At 64.9% G+C, this 15,940-nt stretch carries 10 protein-coding genes and 1 CRISPR repeat array; of the genes, 9 read left to right on the top strand and 1 reads right to left on the bottom strand.

Annotation, left to right across the window (positions count from 1 at the left end; genetic code table 11):
* The first annotated feature begins 240 nt into the window (after nt 1–240).
* The 8 genes from cas3 to cas2e all read left to right on the top strand — a co-directional run bounded on the left by cas3 (nt 241) and on the right by cas2e (nt 9,915).
* Nucleotides 241–3,147 (top strand): CRISPR-associated helicase Cas3', encoded by a 2,907-nt coding sequence (gene cas3 / locus IMZ35_RS26035; RefSeq protein WP_307868797.1) that lies wholly within the window; start codon nt 241–243, stop codon nt 3,145–3,147.
* Nucleotides 3,148–3,532: 385 nt separating this feature from the next.
* Entirely contained in the window at nt 3,533–5,209 is a 1,677-nt protein-coding gene (casA, locus tag IMZ35_RS26030) for a type I-E CRISPR-associated protein Cse1/CasA (RefSeq protein ID WP_438816898.1), read from the top strand.
* Between the two features lies 1 nt (nt 5,210).
* Nucleotides 5,211–5,783, top strand: coding sequence for a type I-E CRISPR-associated protein Cse2/CasB (gene casB, locus IMZ35_RS26025; RefSeq protein ID WP_199443836.1), 573 nt, complete (start codon nt 5,211–5,213; stop codon nt 5,781–5,783).
* Nucleotides 5,784–5,836: 53 nt separating this feature from the next.
* Nucleotides 5,837–6,970, top strand: coding sequence for a type I-E CRISPR-associated protein Cas7/Cse4/CasC (cas7e, locus tag IMZ35_RS26020; RefSeq protein ID WP_199443835.1), 1,134 nt, complete (start codon nt 5,837–5,839; stop codon nt 6,968–6,970).
* On the top strand, nt 6,967–7,824 hold the full coding sequence (gene cas5e, locus IMZ35_RS26015; RefSeq protein ID WP_199443834.1) for a type I-E CRISPR-associated protein Cas5/CasD: 858 nt from the start codon (nt 6,967–6,969) through the stop codon (nt 7,822–7,824). The genes cas7e and cas5e overlap by 4 nt, the downstream gene beginning before the upstream one ends.
* A 3-nt stretch (nt 7,825–7,827) precedes the next feature.
* Entirely contained in the window at nt 7,828–8,589 is a 762-nt protein-coding gene (gene cas6e / locus IMZ35_RS26010) for a type I-E CRISPR-associated protein Cas6/Cse3/CasE (protein ID WP_199443833.1), read from the top strand.
* Complete coding sequence (gene cas1e / locus IMZ35_RS26005) at nt 8,582–9,586, top strand: type I-E CRISPR-associated endonuclease Cas1e (RefSeq protein ID WP_199443832.1); 1,005 nt, start codon at nt 8,582–8,584, stop codon at nt 9,584–9,586. The genes cas6e and cas1e overlap by 8 nt, the downstream gene beginning before the upstream one ends.
* A complete protein-coding gene (cas2e, locus tag IMZ35_RS26000; RefSeq protein WP_199443831.1) occupies nt 9,583–9,915 on the top strand; it encodes a type I-E CRISPR-associated endoribonuclease Cas2e in 333 nt (110 codons plus the stop codon). The genes cas1e and cas2e overlap by 4 nt, the downstream gene beginning before the upstream one ends.
* Before the next feature lie 28 nt (nt 9,916–9,943).
* Nucleotides 9,944–11,252: a CRISPR direct-repeat array (repeat unit 28 nt; unit sequence CTCGTCCCCGCGCACGCGGGGGTCTTCC).
* Nucleotides 11,253–11,674: 422 nt separating this feature from the next.
* Here cas2e and IMZ35_RS25995 read toward each other — a convergent pair.
* Nucleotides 11,675–12,550: a tyrosine-type recombinase/integrase gene (locus IMZ35_RS25995; RefSeq protein ID WP_307868791.1), complete on the bottom strand. Its 876-nt coding sequence runs from the start codon at nt 12,548–12,550 to the stop codon at nt 11,675–11,677.
* A gap of 774 nt (nt 12,551–13,324) precedes the next feature.
* Here IMZ35_RS25995 and IMZ35_RS25990 point away from each other — a divergent pair.
* Nucleotides 13,325–15,619 (top strand): NACHT domain-containing protein, encoded by a 2,295-nt coding sequence (locus IMZ35_RS25990; protein ID WP_199443830.1) that lies wholly within the window; start codon nt 13,325–13,327, stop codon nt 15,617–15,619.
* The last annotated feature ends 321 nt before the right edge of the window (nt 15,620–15,940 follow it).

The raw sequence follows: 15,940 nt of genomic DNA, 5'->3' as shown, positions 1-15,940 counted from the left end.
TAGCGATGTGCATGGCCCGACGTTGCTCGCAGTCATGCCTTTAGTCCATCTAATGTCAGCTTATCGTCTTGAAGGTCGGCTTCGTTCTGGAACGGTGCGTGACTCGACCAGGTGGTGTCGTCGGGGCGGGTCTCCCGAGTGGGGTGAGGGGCTTGAGTTCGCCGCTCGTCCGGTCTTGTCGGTGACTCTCGCTACTCTGCGTCCGAGCTGTTGCCGAAGCCTTCGAGGAGACGGATCAGAGTGGTCAGCGCTGCTGTCATCGCTGAGAACCTGGGCTGTGATGCCCAGACCTGTGCTCGACTTGGTGCGCTGTGGGGTAAATCCCGCAAAAATGCGGGAGGGACCATGAACCTGGTCGTCTCCCACCTTTTTGACACAGCCGCAGTGGCGGAGTTGCTCTGGGACCACTTCCTCGCGAACTCGACCCGCGAACTGCTGGACCGGGTCTCGGGTGGGCGTGGGCGGGTGTTCTTCGCGTGGCTGTGCGGAATTCACGACTGCGGAAAGGCGACGCCTGCGTTCCAGGTCCTCGACCGTGAGGGGGCTGCGAGAGTGCTGGGTGCGGGTTTGTCCTGGTCGGCGGCGGTTCGTCCCGGCATGGGGTGGCGTCACGACAAGGCCGGGGCTCGGCTGCTGATGGACCAGTTGGCCGACGCCGGGTGGTCGCAGGACCCGGTGGAGTGGGTGTGGCCGTTGATCGGCGGCCACCACGGGGTCTTCCCGAGGCGCCGCCAGGTGTGCGGGCCCAAGTCGCGCGGTGACGGGCAGGGGCGTGGTGTCGCCTGGTCGCAGGTCCAGCGTGCGCTGGTCGACGTGTTCACCCGCGCGGTCGGCTTCACCGACCTCGCCTCGGCCGAACCGGTGCACACGCCCGCGCGAGCTGAGCAGTTGCAGTTGAGCGGACTGATCGTCATGGCGGATTGGATCGCCAGCGACGCGCGCTACTTCACCGGAATCGATGATCTCGCCGGGGTCAGCATGGACGGTGCGCGGGAGCGGGCCGGCAGAGCGTGGCAGGCGCTGCGGCTTCGTGGCGGCTGGGGGGCGCTGAGCGAGCCTGGCGGGGACGTGGTGTCGGCCCGCTTCGGGCGTTCGGCACGGCCCTTCCAGCGCGACGTCGTCGCGCTGGCGCGGCAGATGCCGACTCCCGGTCTGCTGATCAGCGAGGCGCCGATGGGGGAGGGCAAGACCGAGGCGGCGTTGGCTGCCGCGGAGGTGCTGGCGGCCAGGTTCGGCGCTGACGGGGTGTTCGTGGGCATGCCGACCCAGGCGACCTGCGACCCGATGTTCACCAGGGTGCGAGAGTGGGTCGCTGCGGTGGCGCCCGGTCTGCAGGAGCACGTCGTGCTGCTGCACGGCAAGCGCGACTTCAACGCCGAGTGGAAGAAGATGATCGGCGCGGCCGGTGCCGAGGCGGATCCGGACGACTGGTTCCGCGGTGTGGGTGAGGACCAGTACGGCATGTCCTCCGACGAGGACGACTGCTGCTCCGACAGCGAGGGCTCTGACGCCTCGGGGCCGGCTCAGTGGCTGCTGGGCCGTCTGCGTGGCCTGCTCGCGCCGGTGGTGGTGGGCACCGTCGATCAGCTCCTGCACGCCGCCACGTGCACCAAGCACGTGATGCTGCGCATGGCAGGGCTGGTCGGCAAGGTCGTGGTGCTCGACGAGGTGCACGCCGCCGACGTCTACATGTCCCAGTTCCTGCTCGAGGCGCTGCGCTGGCTGGGGCAGGCCCGGGTGCCGGTGATCCTGCTGTCGGCGACCCTGCCGACGAGTCAGCGCCGGGACCTGGTCGAGGCGTACGTGACCGGTGCCCGCGGCGGTGAACCGACCCAGCTGCCCGATCTGCCGCCGGCCACCGGTTATCCCAACACCACCACCGCCTGCGTCGCCGACGGCGAGCCCCTGGTGACGGTCACCTCCTCGGCGGGCTGGCGCACCTCTCGTCCCGTCCGGCTGTCGACGCTGACCGAAACCAAAGCGGGCGCGGGGGAGTTCCCCGAGCTGACGGCGTTGCTGGAGGAACGGCTCAGCGGTGGCGGATGCGTTCTGATCATCCGCAACGACGTGCAGCGCGCGCAGGACACCTACCGGTGGCTGAGGAGCAGCTTCGGCGAGGACGTGCGGTTGCTGCACGGCAGATTCGCCGTCGAACCCCGTGCCACCCGCACGACGGAGTGCCTGGACCTGCTCGGCGCACCCCGCTCAGACGGACCCGACAGGCCCACCCGGATGATCCTGGTCGCCACGCAACTGGCCGAGCAGTCCTTCGACGTCGACGCGGACCTGCTGATTTCCGACCTCGCCCCAATCGACCTTCTGCTGCAGCGGATCGGCCGGCTGCACCGGCACCACCGCGGCGACCGTCCGGCAGCGCTGGAGCAGCCCTCCGTCGTCATCACCGGCGTCGACCGCGACGACAGCACCGCACCGAGCTTCCCCGGAAGCAGCGAAGCCATCTACGGCCGCTACCTGCTGCTGCGCACCGCGGCTCTGGTCTTCGAAGCCGCCGATGGCCGCGCCTGGTCGGTGCCAGCCGACGTTCCACCACTGGTGGAGGCGGTGTACTCCGAAACCGACAGTGCCCGCACGCCGTGGCCGGACGAGGAGACGACGGCCCGCGACACCTGGGTCGGCAGCGAACGCACGCGCGCTGAGACGGCCGCGCAGTACCTGCTGTCGGCTCACGGCCAGTGGTCGGCACCCACACTCGCCGGACTGCACTACGCCCACGTCGCCGACGCGCAGGAACAGACCCGGCTCGACGCCCTCGTGCGCGACGGCGAGGAATCCACCGAGGTCGTCCTGCTGCGGCAGAGCGGGCACGGGTACAGCACCTACCGCGGAGTGCGCATCGGCACGCACGGCGAACGCGGCCCCGAACTGCTCGACGACGTCCTCGCCGGCACCGTCCGCCTTCCCGCCGGCCTCACCCCCGCCGCCCTGGACAAGCTCAAGCCCTTGCCCGAGTGGGGACGCCACCCCTGGCTCAAACACACCCGAGCCCTGGTGCTGCCCGAGGACGGCACACCGACCGACCTCGGCAATCGACTGGTCTCCTACGACCACGATCTCGGGCTCGTCGTGCGACGAGGCGAAGGAGGTCGACACGGCCACCCCCGCACAGCGGGGACGACGCCCACCTGAGCACCAGCTACGGAAGACCCCTGATGACCAGGGACGACCGGCCGCGCCGACCGCCATCAGACTAACCGGTCGACGCAGGCCGACGGCACCCGCTCACGGTAATGCACTAGTTAGCACTAGCTAGTTCACTCCTGCTACGGTGTGAAGAGTGCTCCTTCGCACCGTGAAGGTCCGTGTCTGTGGTCGGAGGTCAACGTGTTGATCGGCTCGCTGGTCGCTGCCGGCCTTCTACCGCTGATCTACCGCGGCCTGGTCGTCGTGATCGCCTTCAAACTCGCATCTCGTAGCGATGCGGCAGTGGTCGCCTCGTTCGCCGATGCGGTGGACGTGTGTCTTCGAGGACATCGACGTCGAGACCGGCTCGCTGAGCCGCACGACAGAGGAAATGAGGAGGATGAACCTTCTAGACGATCCGTGGATCCCGGTCCGGATCGATGATCATCACACAGAGTTGTCCGGCCGCGACGCCGTCCTGCGGTCCGCGGAGATCCAGCAGTTGGACGTGGACGTCCCCACGATGCTTCCGGTCCTGCTCCGGCAGTTCCTGCTGCCGCTGGTGATGGACGCGATGGGTGCACCGCGCTCGGCCGCTGAGTGGCAGCGCTGGATGCGGGCCTTCACCGACGGTTCGCTGTTGCATTCCGACGAGCGGCTGGAAGCCGACGGCCGCGTTCGGGACGAGTGGGCGAGCACCCGGCGGGCGGCGCTGCTCGGCTACTTCACCGAGCACCACGACCGGTTCGAGCTGTTCCACCCCGTGTACCCGTTCGCGCAGGTGGCGGGTCTGCGCACGGCCAAGGACGACACCAAGTCCGTGTCGTTGCTGATCCCCTCGATCGCCTCGGGCAACAACGTGCCGTTGTTCTCCGGCCGCACGGGCGACGATCCGTTGCCGCTGCGCCCCGCGGAGGCCGCTCGCTGGTTGCTGCACGCGCACTGCTGGGACACCGCGGCGATCAAGACCGGCGCCAAGGGCGACGAGCAGGTCAAGGGCGGCAAGACCACGGGCAACCCGACCGGCCCCCTGGGGCAGCTGGGAATGGTTCTTCCCGTGGGACGCACACTGGCCGAAACCGTGGTGCTGAACCTGCCGATCCTCCACGACGGCCTGTCCGAGGACGACCGACCGCAGTGGCGGCGCGCACCGTGGACACCCGCGTGGCGATCGGCGCACGCGACCGGGCCGCTGCAGCTGCTGACGTGGCAGTCGCGACGCATCCGGTTGCACACCGCCGACACCCCCGACGGCACACGGGTGACCTCGGTGGTCGTGGCGGCGGGGGACAGGCTGCTGCAGACACCGCCGTTCGAGCCGCACACGACGTGGAACGCCGACCAGAAGCCCAAGAGCGGCGCCCCACCGCTGCGACCGCGGCGTCACATGTCCGGCCGGTCGGCCTGGCGGGGCCTGGACGCCCTGCTGGCCCTGGGCGAGGGCACCACCAAGGTCGTCACCAGCGGGCAGGTCGAACTCCTCGCCGAAGTCCTCGACCAGGACTACCCGCTGCGGGTGCTCACCGTCGGGATCGAGTACGGAAACCAGTCGGCCGTGGTGGAGAACGTCATCGCCGACTCGATCCCGCTCCCGGTCGCCGCGCTGCGGGAGATCACCGTGCGCGACGCGATCGTCCAGATCGCGGAGCAGGCCGACCGCCTGGCCCGAGCGCTGAACATGCTCTCGGCCGACCTGCGACGCGCATCCGGAGCCGACCCGCTGCCGTGGGATCAGGGGCAGCGCCCCGGAGACAGGGTGCTGCACGCACTGGACAAGACCACCCGCCGCGCGCTGGCCAAGCTCCAGACCCGCTACGACCACGACGCCGTGGACGCCGTGCGCGCCGCGTGGGAACAGGTGGCGTGGCGTGCCGCGTTCGAGGTGGCCGAGCCGCTGCTGAACAACGCCTCCCCACGCCAGTTCGCCGGCGTCACCGAGACGATCAAGGGCAAGGACGTCACGCACTGCTCACCCCGCGCCGAGTCGTCCTTCCGCACGAACGTCGCCCAGATCCTGCCACTGGCCGCGGCCACCCTCCGCCGCCGCAACTCCGATCCGGAGAGCTGACATGCCCGAACCCGAACGCCGTGACAGCTGGTACTGGGAGAAGAACACCGACGACCAAGGCCGCTGGAAGCACGCGAAGGACACACCATCCGGACAGGACCTGGCCGCGCTGCGCCGGGGCTTGGGCAGACCTGCCGGTTCCGTCCCGCAGATGTGGCCCTTCTACCAGGCGGTCGTCCCCGATGAGCACTCACCGCGACTGGTCGCCGAACACGTGGCGCTGAGCCTGTACGGGCTGCACCAGCAGTCCAAGTCGACGTCCATGCACCGGCCGGGTGTCGGACTGGGCACGGCACTGCGTGACTTGAGCAGGAAGGAGAGCGTCAGCGAAGCGGCCGTCACCCGCCGCTTCAACGCTGCCGCGACCGCCACCAGCACCGACGAACTCGTCGCCCACCTGCGCGGACTGATCACCCAGCTGCGCACGCACACCATCGCGCTGGACTACTCGCGCTTGTGGCGCGACCTTCTCACCTGGTCCTTCCCCGACGGCCCCGGCCAGGTGAGGCGGCGCTGGGGCATGCAGTTCCACGCCTGGCAGTCCACCGACGGCGACAAAAAACCATCCGCCTGACCCGAACACCAGCTCCTCTCCCGAGACCTCTCATTCCTGTTTGGAGTACGACCGTGCCCGACAACCGCTACCTCGACGTCCACGTGCTGCAGACCGTGCCGCCCTCGAACCTGAACCGGGACGACGCCGGCAGCCCCAAGCAGGCCATCTACGGCGGCGCCCGCCGATCGCGGGTGTCCTCGCAGGCGTGGAAGCGCGCCACGCGCACCGCCTTCGCCGACCGGGTCCCGAAGGCCGACCTGGCCACCCGCACCAAGCAGATCTCGGGCCTGCTCTCCACGCGCCTGGCCGCGCTGCCCGGTGTGACCGTCGAGGACGCCACCCGCATCAGCAACGCGCTGCTCAAGCCGCTGGGCATCAAGCCCAGCAAGAAGAACGCCGAACAGACCTCCTACCTGTTGTTCTTCGGCCGCCCCCAGCTCGACGACATCACCCGCACCGTGCAGGACCGCATCGGGGAACTGGCCGGACTCGACGACGAGGCGCTGGACAAGGCCGCCGCCGAGGTCGACGTCAAGGCGATCCTGGGCACCGGCCACCCGGTCGACGTGGCGCTGTTCGGCCGCATGGTCGCCGACATCCCCAACCTCAACGTCGACGCCGCCTGCCAGGTCGCCCACGCCATCTCCACCCACCCGGTCGAGATCGAGTTCGACTACTACACCGCCGTCGACGACGAGAACACCCGCGAGAACACCGGCGCCGGGATGATCGGCACCATCGAGTTCAACTCCGCCACCCTCTACCGCTACGCCACCCTGGGACTGACCCAGCTGGAGACCAACCTCGGCGGCACCGACGCCGTTCCCGACGCGGTGGAGCTGTTCGTCGACAGCTTCGTGCGCTCCATGCCCTCCGGGCACGGCAACTCCTTCGCCCACCGCACCCTGCCCAGCCTCGTGCTGGTCGTCGCACGCGAGGACCAGCCGGTCAACCTGGTCTCCGCGTTCGAAGAGCCGGTGAACTCCCGCACCGGCGTGCTGGACAAGTCGGTGTCCCGACTGGCCGCCGAGCTGACCAGCGCGACCCAGAACTGGGGACTGCGCCCCGTCCGCACCCTGGCCTGCTACAACAGCACCACCGACGGCCTGGACAGCGCCTTCGGCGCTTCACAGCCCTTCCCCGACCTCCTGGCCGACCTCAAGCGGTTCACCGCCGACTGGCTGGCCGGAGAGCAGACCCGATGACCACCCCTCCCACCCCCGCCTCTGCCGCGGCGGCACCGCCGGCAGCGGCCGACACCGCGGTGCTGCTGCTGCGGCTCGCCGCGCCCCTGCAGTCCTGGGGCAGCACCAGCACGTTCAACCGCCGCGAGACCGCAGACCGGCCCACCAAGTCCGGTGTCATCGGCCTGCTCGCCGCCGCCCAGGGACGAACCCGCACCGACCCCATCACCGACCTGGGCGCGCTGTCACTGGGAGTGCGCGTCGACCAGGCCGGCACCGTGCTGCGCGACTACCACACCAGCAGCGACTACCGCGGCGTCCCGCTGCCCTCGGCGTCGCTGACCGCCAAAGGCGCCCAGAAGCCGACCAGCCCCGCCAAACACACCCACATCACCCAGCGCTTCTACCTGCAGGACGCGATCTTCCTCGCCGCCGTCTCCGGCCCGCGCGACCTGATCGACACCCTGCGCCACGCCCTCACCCACCCCGCGTTCCCCCTCGCCCTGGGACGCCGCTCGTGCGTCCCGACCCAACCACTGCTGCTCGAGGACCACACCCACACCACCATCACCGCAGCACTGCGCGAGACCCCCTGGCTGGTGTCGAAGCACACCAGAGACCAGCTCCGCAAGCGAGGCACCCTCGCCCCGATCGTCACCCTGCCCACCACCACCGACATCTCACCGGCCGACGACAGCGCCGACGACGGCACGGGCACCACCGACGTCGAACACGACCACCCCGTCTCCTTCGCCCCCCTCACCCGAAGTCGCACGACCCGCGCTGTGCGCCACGGCTGGGTCGACATCCCCACCGGCAAAGCCGGCACCGCCGACAACACCGATCACGATCCGTTCGCACTGCTGGAGTGGTGACCTGTGACGTACCTGTCCCGTATCCGACTCAATCCCCTGCGCGTCAAGGGCCGAGACTTCGTGCGCAACCCGCGCACACTGCATGGCGCCGTCATGGGAGGCTTCCCCGACCCACCGCGCGACGGCCGCGTCCTGTGGCGCCTGGACACCCGCGACCAGCGCATCGAACTGCTCGTGCTCAGCCCCGCCCGGCCCGACTGGTCCCACATCGTCGAACAAGCAGGCTGGCCCGACGCAGACGGCGACCACGTCCTCGTCCGCGACTACACACCCGTGCTGGGCCACCTGGCCACCGGCCGCGAGTTCGCCTTCCGCCTCACCGCCAACCCGGTCCAGTCCACCCCCACCCCCGACAAGCGCACCGAGTCCCAGACCGAGCGCCACGGAGCAGACCAGCCCCGACGCGGGTTCCGCCTGGCCCACCGCACCGCCGCCCACCAGCTCGACTGGCTGCTGCGCCGCACGGACAACTGGGGGTTCACCATCCCCACCGCCCGCACCGACACCCCCGCCCCCGGCATGACACCCGACCCCGGCGCCAGCGACCCGCACGAGGTCCGCATCGTCAACACCACCCGCCACGCCATCTCCAAAAAGGGCATGCGCCACCCCGTCACCATGCAGGCCATCACCTTCGAAGGCCGACTCGCCATCACCGACCCCGACAAGCTGCGCACCACGATGCTCACCGGCATCGGCCCCAACAAGGCCTACGGATGCGGCCTGCTCACCCTCGCACCCCTGCGAGGCACCCCGCATGCCTGACATGTGGTGGCAGGCCCACCCCCACGACCTGCACCGGGTCGTCGACCGCGTCTCCAGCGTCTACGCCGAACGCACCCACGTCGACCGCGACGACAACGCCATCGTCCTGATCAACAAAGAACGCACCGTCCGCGTCCCCGCCGCCATGATCGCCGTCGTCCTGCTCGGCCCCGGCACCCGCATCACCCACGCCGCGATGCGCCTGCTCGGCGACTCCGGCACCGCCGTGTGCTGGGTCGGCCAGCACGGCGTGCGCATGTACGCCAGCGGACAAGGCGCCAGCCGCGGCACCCACCTGCTCATGCGCCAAGCCTGGCTGGTCACCCGCACCGCCGAACGCCTCGCCGTGGCCCGCCGCATGTACGCCATGCGCTTCCCCGGCGAAGACGTCTCCACCCTCACCATGCAGCAACTCCGCGGCCGCGAAGGAACCCGCGTCAAGAAGCTCTACCAACAGCACTCCCAACGCACCGGAGTCCCCTGGACCCGCCGCGAGTACAAGGCGGGCGACGCCTTCGCCGCCGGAGACGACGTCAACCGCGTCCTATCCGCCGCCCACTCCGCCCTCTACGGCATCTGCCACGCCGTCATCGCCGGACTCGGCGCCAGCCCAGGACTCGGTTTCGTCCACACCGGATCCGCCACCTCCTTCGTCATGGACATCGCCGACCTCTACAAAGCAGAACTCACCATCCCACTGGCCTTCGACCTCACCGCCCAAGGACTCGTCGAAGAACGCGACGCCCGCACAGCCCTGCGCGACCGCATCGTCGAAACCCGACTGCTGCACCGCATCGTCACCGACATCAAGAACCTCCTGCTGCCAGAGGGCGAACAACTCCTCGACCACGACGCCAGCGAACTGTGGGACGACGAACTCGGCGCCGTGTCCAGCGGTGTCAACTGGGCCTCCGACCCCGACACGCCACCCGGCGAGCATCTGCTGATCATCGGCCCCGAGTTCGACGACACCCAACCCGCGAAGGTGGAGTTTTGACCGTCGTCGTCCTCATCGCCGCACCCGAAGGGCTCCGCGGCCACCTCACCCGCTGGATGGTCGAAGTCTCCGCCGGCGTCTTCGTCGGCACACCCAGCCGCCGCGTCCGCGACCGACTCTGGGAACTGCTCTCCGAACGCATCCGAGACGGCCAAGCCGTCATGACCGAACCAGCCGACAACGAACAGGGCTGGACCGTCCGCACCGCCGGGCACGACCGCTGGTACCCCGTGGACTACGACGGCCTCGTCCTGTCCGCCCGACTCCGCCGACCAAGACCTAACAGCCGCCAAGAAGCCCTCAAACGCAGTGAATCAGAAACACTGTGACCATTCACAAAACCGCAGATCAGTAAGCCTCGTCCCCGCGCACGCGGGGGTCTTCCGTCCGCACGAGACTGGCGCACCCCCGCGGTGGGCTCGTCCCCGCGCACGCGGGGGTCTTCCCGCCGTGGTCGAGGTCGACGAGGTCGAGATCGTCTCGTCCCCGCGCACGCGGGGGTCTTCCCCCCGCACCTCCGCCGCCCAGGGCGTCGGTGTCCTCGTCCCCGCGCACGCGGGGGTCTTCCCCGACTGCCGGGCTGGCCGGGGACGCTCCCCTCCTCGTCCCCGCGCACGCGGGGGTCTTCCGCGGTCCGGACCGAGCAGCTGCGCCGCGCCACCCTCGTCCCCGCGCACGCGGGGGTCTTCCTTCGTCTGCGCCAACACGGCCGACGTGGACGAGCTCGTCCCCGCGCACGCGGGGGTCTTCCCCGGCCGTGTCCGGCGTGTGGACCGGATCCGTGCTCGTCCCCGCGCACGCGGGGGTCTTCCCACCGGCGACACGACGCCGGACACCGCGCCCGTCTCGTCCCCGCGCACGCGGGGGTCTTCCCGACAACCTCAACCTCCGCATCGCCGAAAACTCCTCGTCCCCGCGCACGCGGGGGTCTTCCCCTACAGGGTTCGGCGGAGAGATCGGAGAGCACCTCGTCCCCGCGCACGCGGGGGTCTTCCTTGCGCCTCGATCCGGGCGCGGTCGGTGGGCTTCTCGTCCCCGCGCACGCGGGGGTCTTCCCTCGCGCAGCGACAGCCGCGGGAACGCGTCGTCCTCGTCCCCGCGCACGCGGGGGTCTTCCTGCGGATCAGCAGCGCGTCGGGCACGAGCTCGTCTCGTCCCCGCGCACGCGGGGGTCTTCCCGGCCGTTTCGGTCAGCCCGAGAGGTAGGTCCACTCGTCCCCGCGCACGCGGGGGTCTTCCCCGGGCGACCGCGTGCGCCTCGTGCTGCACGTGCTCGTCCCCGCGCACGCGGGGGTCTTCCACTGGTCTGCGTCGGCACCCAGTCACCTCCTGTCTCGTCCCCGCGCACGCGGGGGTCTTCCGTCCGGGTGCCCGCCCCCGGTCACCGGCAGGGCCTCGTCCCCGCGCACGCGGGGGTCTTCCGTGCCTCGTCCGGCTCCCCCACGCCCCCAGCTCCTCGTCCCCGCGCACGCGGGGGTCTTCCGCCCGTGTAGACGTGGACGGAGACGCCGTCGCGCTCGTCCCCGCGCACGCGGGGGTCTTCCGACCACACGAGACTGGCGCACCCCCGCGGTGGGCTCGTCCCCGCGCACGCGGGGGTCTTCCCTGCTCGACACCATGGTGGAGCTCAGCTCGACGCTCGTCCCCGCGCACGCGGGGGGTTTCCCCTGGAGAACACGTCTGATAACCCCGAGCCGATCTCGTCACCGCGCGGGGGTCTTCCAGCAGATTCTCCCTGTACACGCGGGGCTTCCCGCGTTCGCGCTGAAGTGGCCCGGTCGGACGGTGGATGTACGACTGCGGTTTGCTTCCTGGGCAGTGGTTCTCGGCAGGGAAGGAGGAGCGGATGAGGAGGCGTCGGTCTGCCAGAGATGACGTGAACATGCGTCAAGTGACGTCAACTGTGCCGAGGCAGCTCATAAAGAGGACGTTTCCGCAGGTCAGGACATGTTTTAGACGTGTCTGGGGGTCAAGGGGTCACAGGTTCGAATCCTGTCGTCCCGACGGTCTGAATCAGCCCTGCTGAGCAAGGTGTAACGCCTGGTAAACAAGGCTTTTTCGTGTCCGGTGGTCGATCTGGGGCATGATCTACATGAGGCACAGTTGTGGACCACTTGTGGGCCGTTGCAGGTGTTTCGACAGCAGATTACCCGCGTCGGTGACCGATCGACGGTCGGGATGCAGGTACCTCTGCGTCGTCAGTGAGCCGTGACCGGCGATCTTCTGCAGATGGTGGACCGGCACTCCGGCATCGGCCATCCACGTCAGACCGGTGTGCCGCAGGTCGTGACGGCGTAGGTGCTCGTACCCGAGCTTGCTCACGACTTCATCCCAATGGGTCGCATCGCGCAGAACGGCCATGGAAATCCGGCCTCCCCGCGGACCGACGAACAGCCGCGCGTCCTCGGTTCCATCCGTCGCGCTGATCCGGCGTTCCACGAGTTCGCGAATCTCCCTAATGATCGGCACATGGCGAGCACGTTTTCCCTTCGTGCCCTTGTCGATCAGCCCGCCCGGACCGTTGGTGGTCTGGTGACGGACATTCCACGTCCACTCACTGGCTTTAATGTCCTTCACCCGGCAAACGGACACCTCGCTGATACGCGCCGCGGTGCACGCAGCGAACAGCACAACATCGCGCCACCCCTCGTACTCGTCGGCGGAGCGGGACACCAACGCGTCAGCAAGCCGAGTCAGCACCCGCCAATCTACCAGCGCGAGCGACCCCGGGTCGTCCAACTCGTCCTCAGCACTGGCGTACTCCCGCTGCCACCCGGTGATCCGGGCGGGATTCCGGTCGATGATCTCGTCCCGCAACGCCTGCTCCATCACACGGACCAGTACTGCGATGCTGTTCTTCACCGTCGACCTGCCGCACTCGTCGGCGATCCACGCGTGCACCGCGCGGTCAACGACGCCATAACTGACCATCTGGACAGCAACGTGCCCGATGGTCGGGATCACGCGCTTTCGCCACCCGGCCAGGTAGGGATCGGTCGTCGGCCTCCAACCCTCGGAGCGCCAACGCCATGTTGACGTTGCCGTAGGCGGCAAGCGTCATCGTTCCCGCGGTCGGATCCACCCCCGCCTGCTGCTGCCTGCTTCATCGAGTCGATCCAGGCTTGAGCCTGGTCTTCGGTCTCGCACGACTCAGACATAGAGCATCGGCGCCGCGTTTCGGGGTCGGTCCGTCGGATGCGGGCGCGGTAGGGAGTGGGGCGGTGCGGCATGTACTCGATGTCGTCGGCCACCTTGACGCCGATCGGAGAAGTTGGGGCTCGAACGCATCCCGCAGCGCCTACTGGCCGTGGACTGGGCTCCGAACAATAGTGAAGGTGACAAAGTCCTTTGGTTGTTTGATTGCAGAGCGATCGGTGACGGCGAGCAGAAAATTAAGCTTGACCGTTCTGACCTGTATCAAATGAAATGGGTACCAGCGTCAGAGATTGGCAATTATTTGATTGCTAGGCTGGCTCGACGAGTTGTGCATGCCTGTTATTCACATAGTCAAGGCCGCGTCATTTGTCTTGAGTACGGGCTTCCTGCAGGAATTGACGAGGGCATGTCGCAATCCGGTGTCCGATAGGGGAATTATGGGTTGTCGAGAGAGGCGGATTAAATGTTGCGCACCTAATAATAGGTGGTGAAATTTCTGCGCTGCCTACTAAAATCACTCGAACGAGTGAATCTAATTTGTAGCATTGATAAAGGTTCTTCTAACGGGTAAGGTGTTATCTCGTGGTAAAAGATCCGAGCCAAGAAGAAGATCAAGTATTTGAGGATGAAGTTCGACGCTTTGCGCGCCTTCTGTACCCAGGAAATGAATCGCGTGGCGCTCAAATGATTGATGACAAGGAGAGAGATGCAGTATTTGTTACAGATGACTTTGCAATAGCCATCGAGGCGACCAGGTCCACAAAGAAGGAAAAAGCGAAAAAAGACGGAACTAAGTTGAGAGATATTGTCTTGATGCTTAGCCGTCAATATCCGGATAAGGCAGTTAGAGGGTTTTTTATTACAGAGCAAGAGCCATCGGCGCATCAGAGGGAAGCTGTCGCCAAGATATCTCCGCAAATTTCTGTTATGAGTTTCTCGGTGTATCAGCATAAATTGATTGACTCAGGCAGATACATAAGTGATCGGAAAAACTACCCCTTTGGCAGCGCGCTGGATCCTTTTACTCAAAAACCGCAAATCCGAGACCGGTACATCCCGATTGGGCTTGCTGAGCTGCCAGATAAGAAAATTTCAAAAAGTGTCGATGAAATTCAGACTGAATTAAAATCTGGGCGCATTGTGGCTCTGTTGGGTGAGTTTGGCGCTGGCAAGAGTATGACAATGCGTCAGATATTTCTAAATCTCTCCAAAGACTTACTCGCGGCTCGAAGTAGTATTTTTCCAGTATATCTAAATCTGCGTGATCACAATGGTCAAAGTGATCCGTCAGAGGCTTTGTTTAGGCATTGTACTCGTGTCGGCTTTGAGCACGACAAGCAATTGGTTAGGGCATGGCGCGCAGGTCAAACTATAGTTTTACTGGATGGATTCGACGAGATATCGTCCCCCGTCTACCCCGGTACGATAAACTCCCTTGAGACAGTAAGAAGGAGAACTGTAACTCTAGTTCGAAATTTTATAGATCAAACTCCTCACGGGACTGGGGTTATGGTTGCCGGAAGGCAACATTATTTTGATAGTAACTCCGAGATGACGCGCGCATTAGGTCTCCCTAAAGATGCGCTTATGTTAAGTGCTTCTGACCTGACCCTAGATCAGGTGCGTGAACTGCTATCATTTCGCGAAAAAAAAGATAGTTTTCCTGCGTGGATCCCTCCTCGACCTCTTCTGGTCGCGCATCTTGCAAGTCGTGACGTGTTGAAAGACCTTGATGGAAAACAATTTGCTAATATCTCCGACGTTGACCGGGCTGCTGGCTGGGACCATCTGATTGGCGTTATTAGCAATCGTGAAGCTCGCCTCGGATTCGAAGTAGATGGAACTGCTGTCCGTATGATTCTGGAACGCCTTGCGTCTATGGCTAGATCTACAGCAAGCGGACTCGGGCCACTAAAATTTGATGAGCTGGTCAATGCATTCAAAATGGTCAGTAATGATTTTCCTGACCAGGAGTCTTTTGTTCTACTTCAGCGCCTAGCCACTTTGCAAGTTTATGAGCCGGATAAAAATACTCGTACATTTATTGATGACGATCTCGCGGATGCACTTCGGGTAGGGGATGTTATCCGCTACGTCGAATGGCCAATTAGAAATCAGCACGAGCACCTTCTGGGAATTCAAACGCCTTTGGGGAACCTTGGTCAAGAGGTTTTGCGACATCTTTTTAAGGACAGGGATATTGCGATTGGCGCGCTAAAAAATGCATTGAAAAAATCAGTTCTTATAGATGACCGCCTGCAAGTGATTTCCGCAGATCTAGTGCAACTACTCCTGCAAATGGGAGAATCGATTGATGTAGATGTGGCACTAACTTCACTTTTTTTCCCATCTCTTACCATGTCGGGATCAACATCTGCTGAAAGGGTCACGCTTTCAGATTGCATCATCCAGGAGTTGGACGTTACGGAAATATCGGATATCACCAAGTTGCCGCTCATGTATAACTGTGAAATCGAGGTTATGTCTGGCGTCTCTGGTCTGGATGCTTTTTCTCAGGAGAGGCTGCATGGCTGTAATATTGGAGCTTTTTCGGATAGTTCGGAAAACTCGACAGCGATCCTTTCGCTTCCAATTGACGATCTTCATCGAGTTATTTTGACGATCCTGCAGAAGCTCTTCATGAAAAGTGGTAAGGGGCGACGGGAGCTTGCCTTTTATCGGGGAGGGCTCACGGAAAACCAAAGATCTTTGGTGCCAAGTGCACTTGAGAAGTTGCAAACAGAATCTTTTGCTTGGAAGGAACGTCACCGTGGCACGATACTTTGGTCGCCTAATCGATCCATGGCTGATCGTGTCATGAAAATGCTATCCGCTCCATCTCTAAGTGATGACCCGCTTTTGAAGGTAAAGAAATAAATACTTGAGGGCGGCAATCTTATGCATTTTCATTACATGAATCTACAGTAGCAGACTTTTGTTTGTCCGATCCTGATGGTCTTTTGCGGACCTAGTGGCGAGTAGGTCGGACGAGCATATGTGGAGAGGAGTGCATTTCAGGCGCTTGACGGTCGATCAAGTAGCGCAGTGCCCGTGGACCAAGTGTGGACCAGAAACTCAGCAACAGTAGCAAAACCTGAGGATTTGGCCTACGTGAGCGAGCCTTAGAGCCGGTCTCACGTGGCGGTGACGGTGCTGGGATGATGTGGTGCCGTGGTCGATCAGTTGTCGTCGCGGTTG

The organism is Umezawaea beigongshangensis (assembly GCF_016464305.1).
In the GTDB taxonomy this organism is placed as follows: Bacteria; Actinomycetota; Actinomycetes; order Mycobacteriales; family Pseudonocardiaceae; genus Umezawaea_A; species Umezawaea_A beigongshangensis.
Note: the sequence above shows the minus strand (reverse complement) of the source record. Positions and strands in the feature narration are given on the sequence as shown.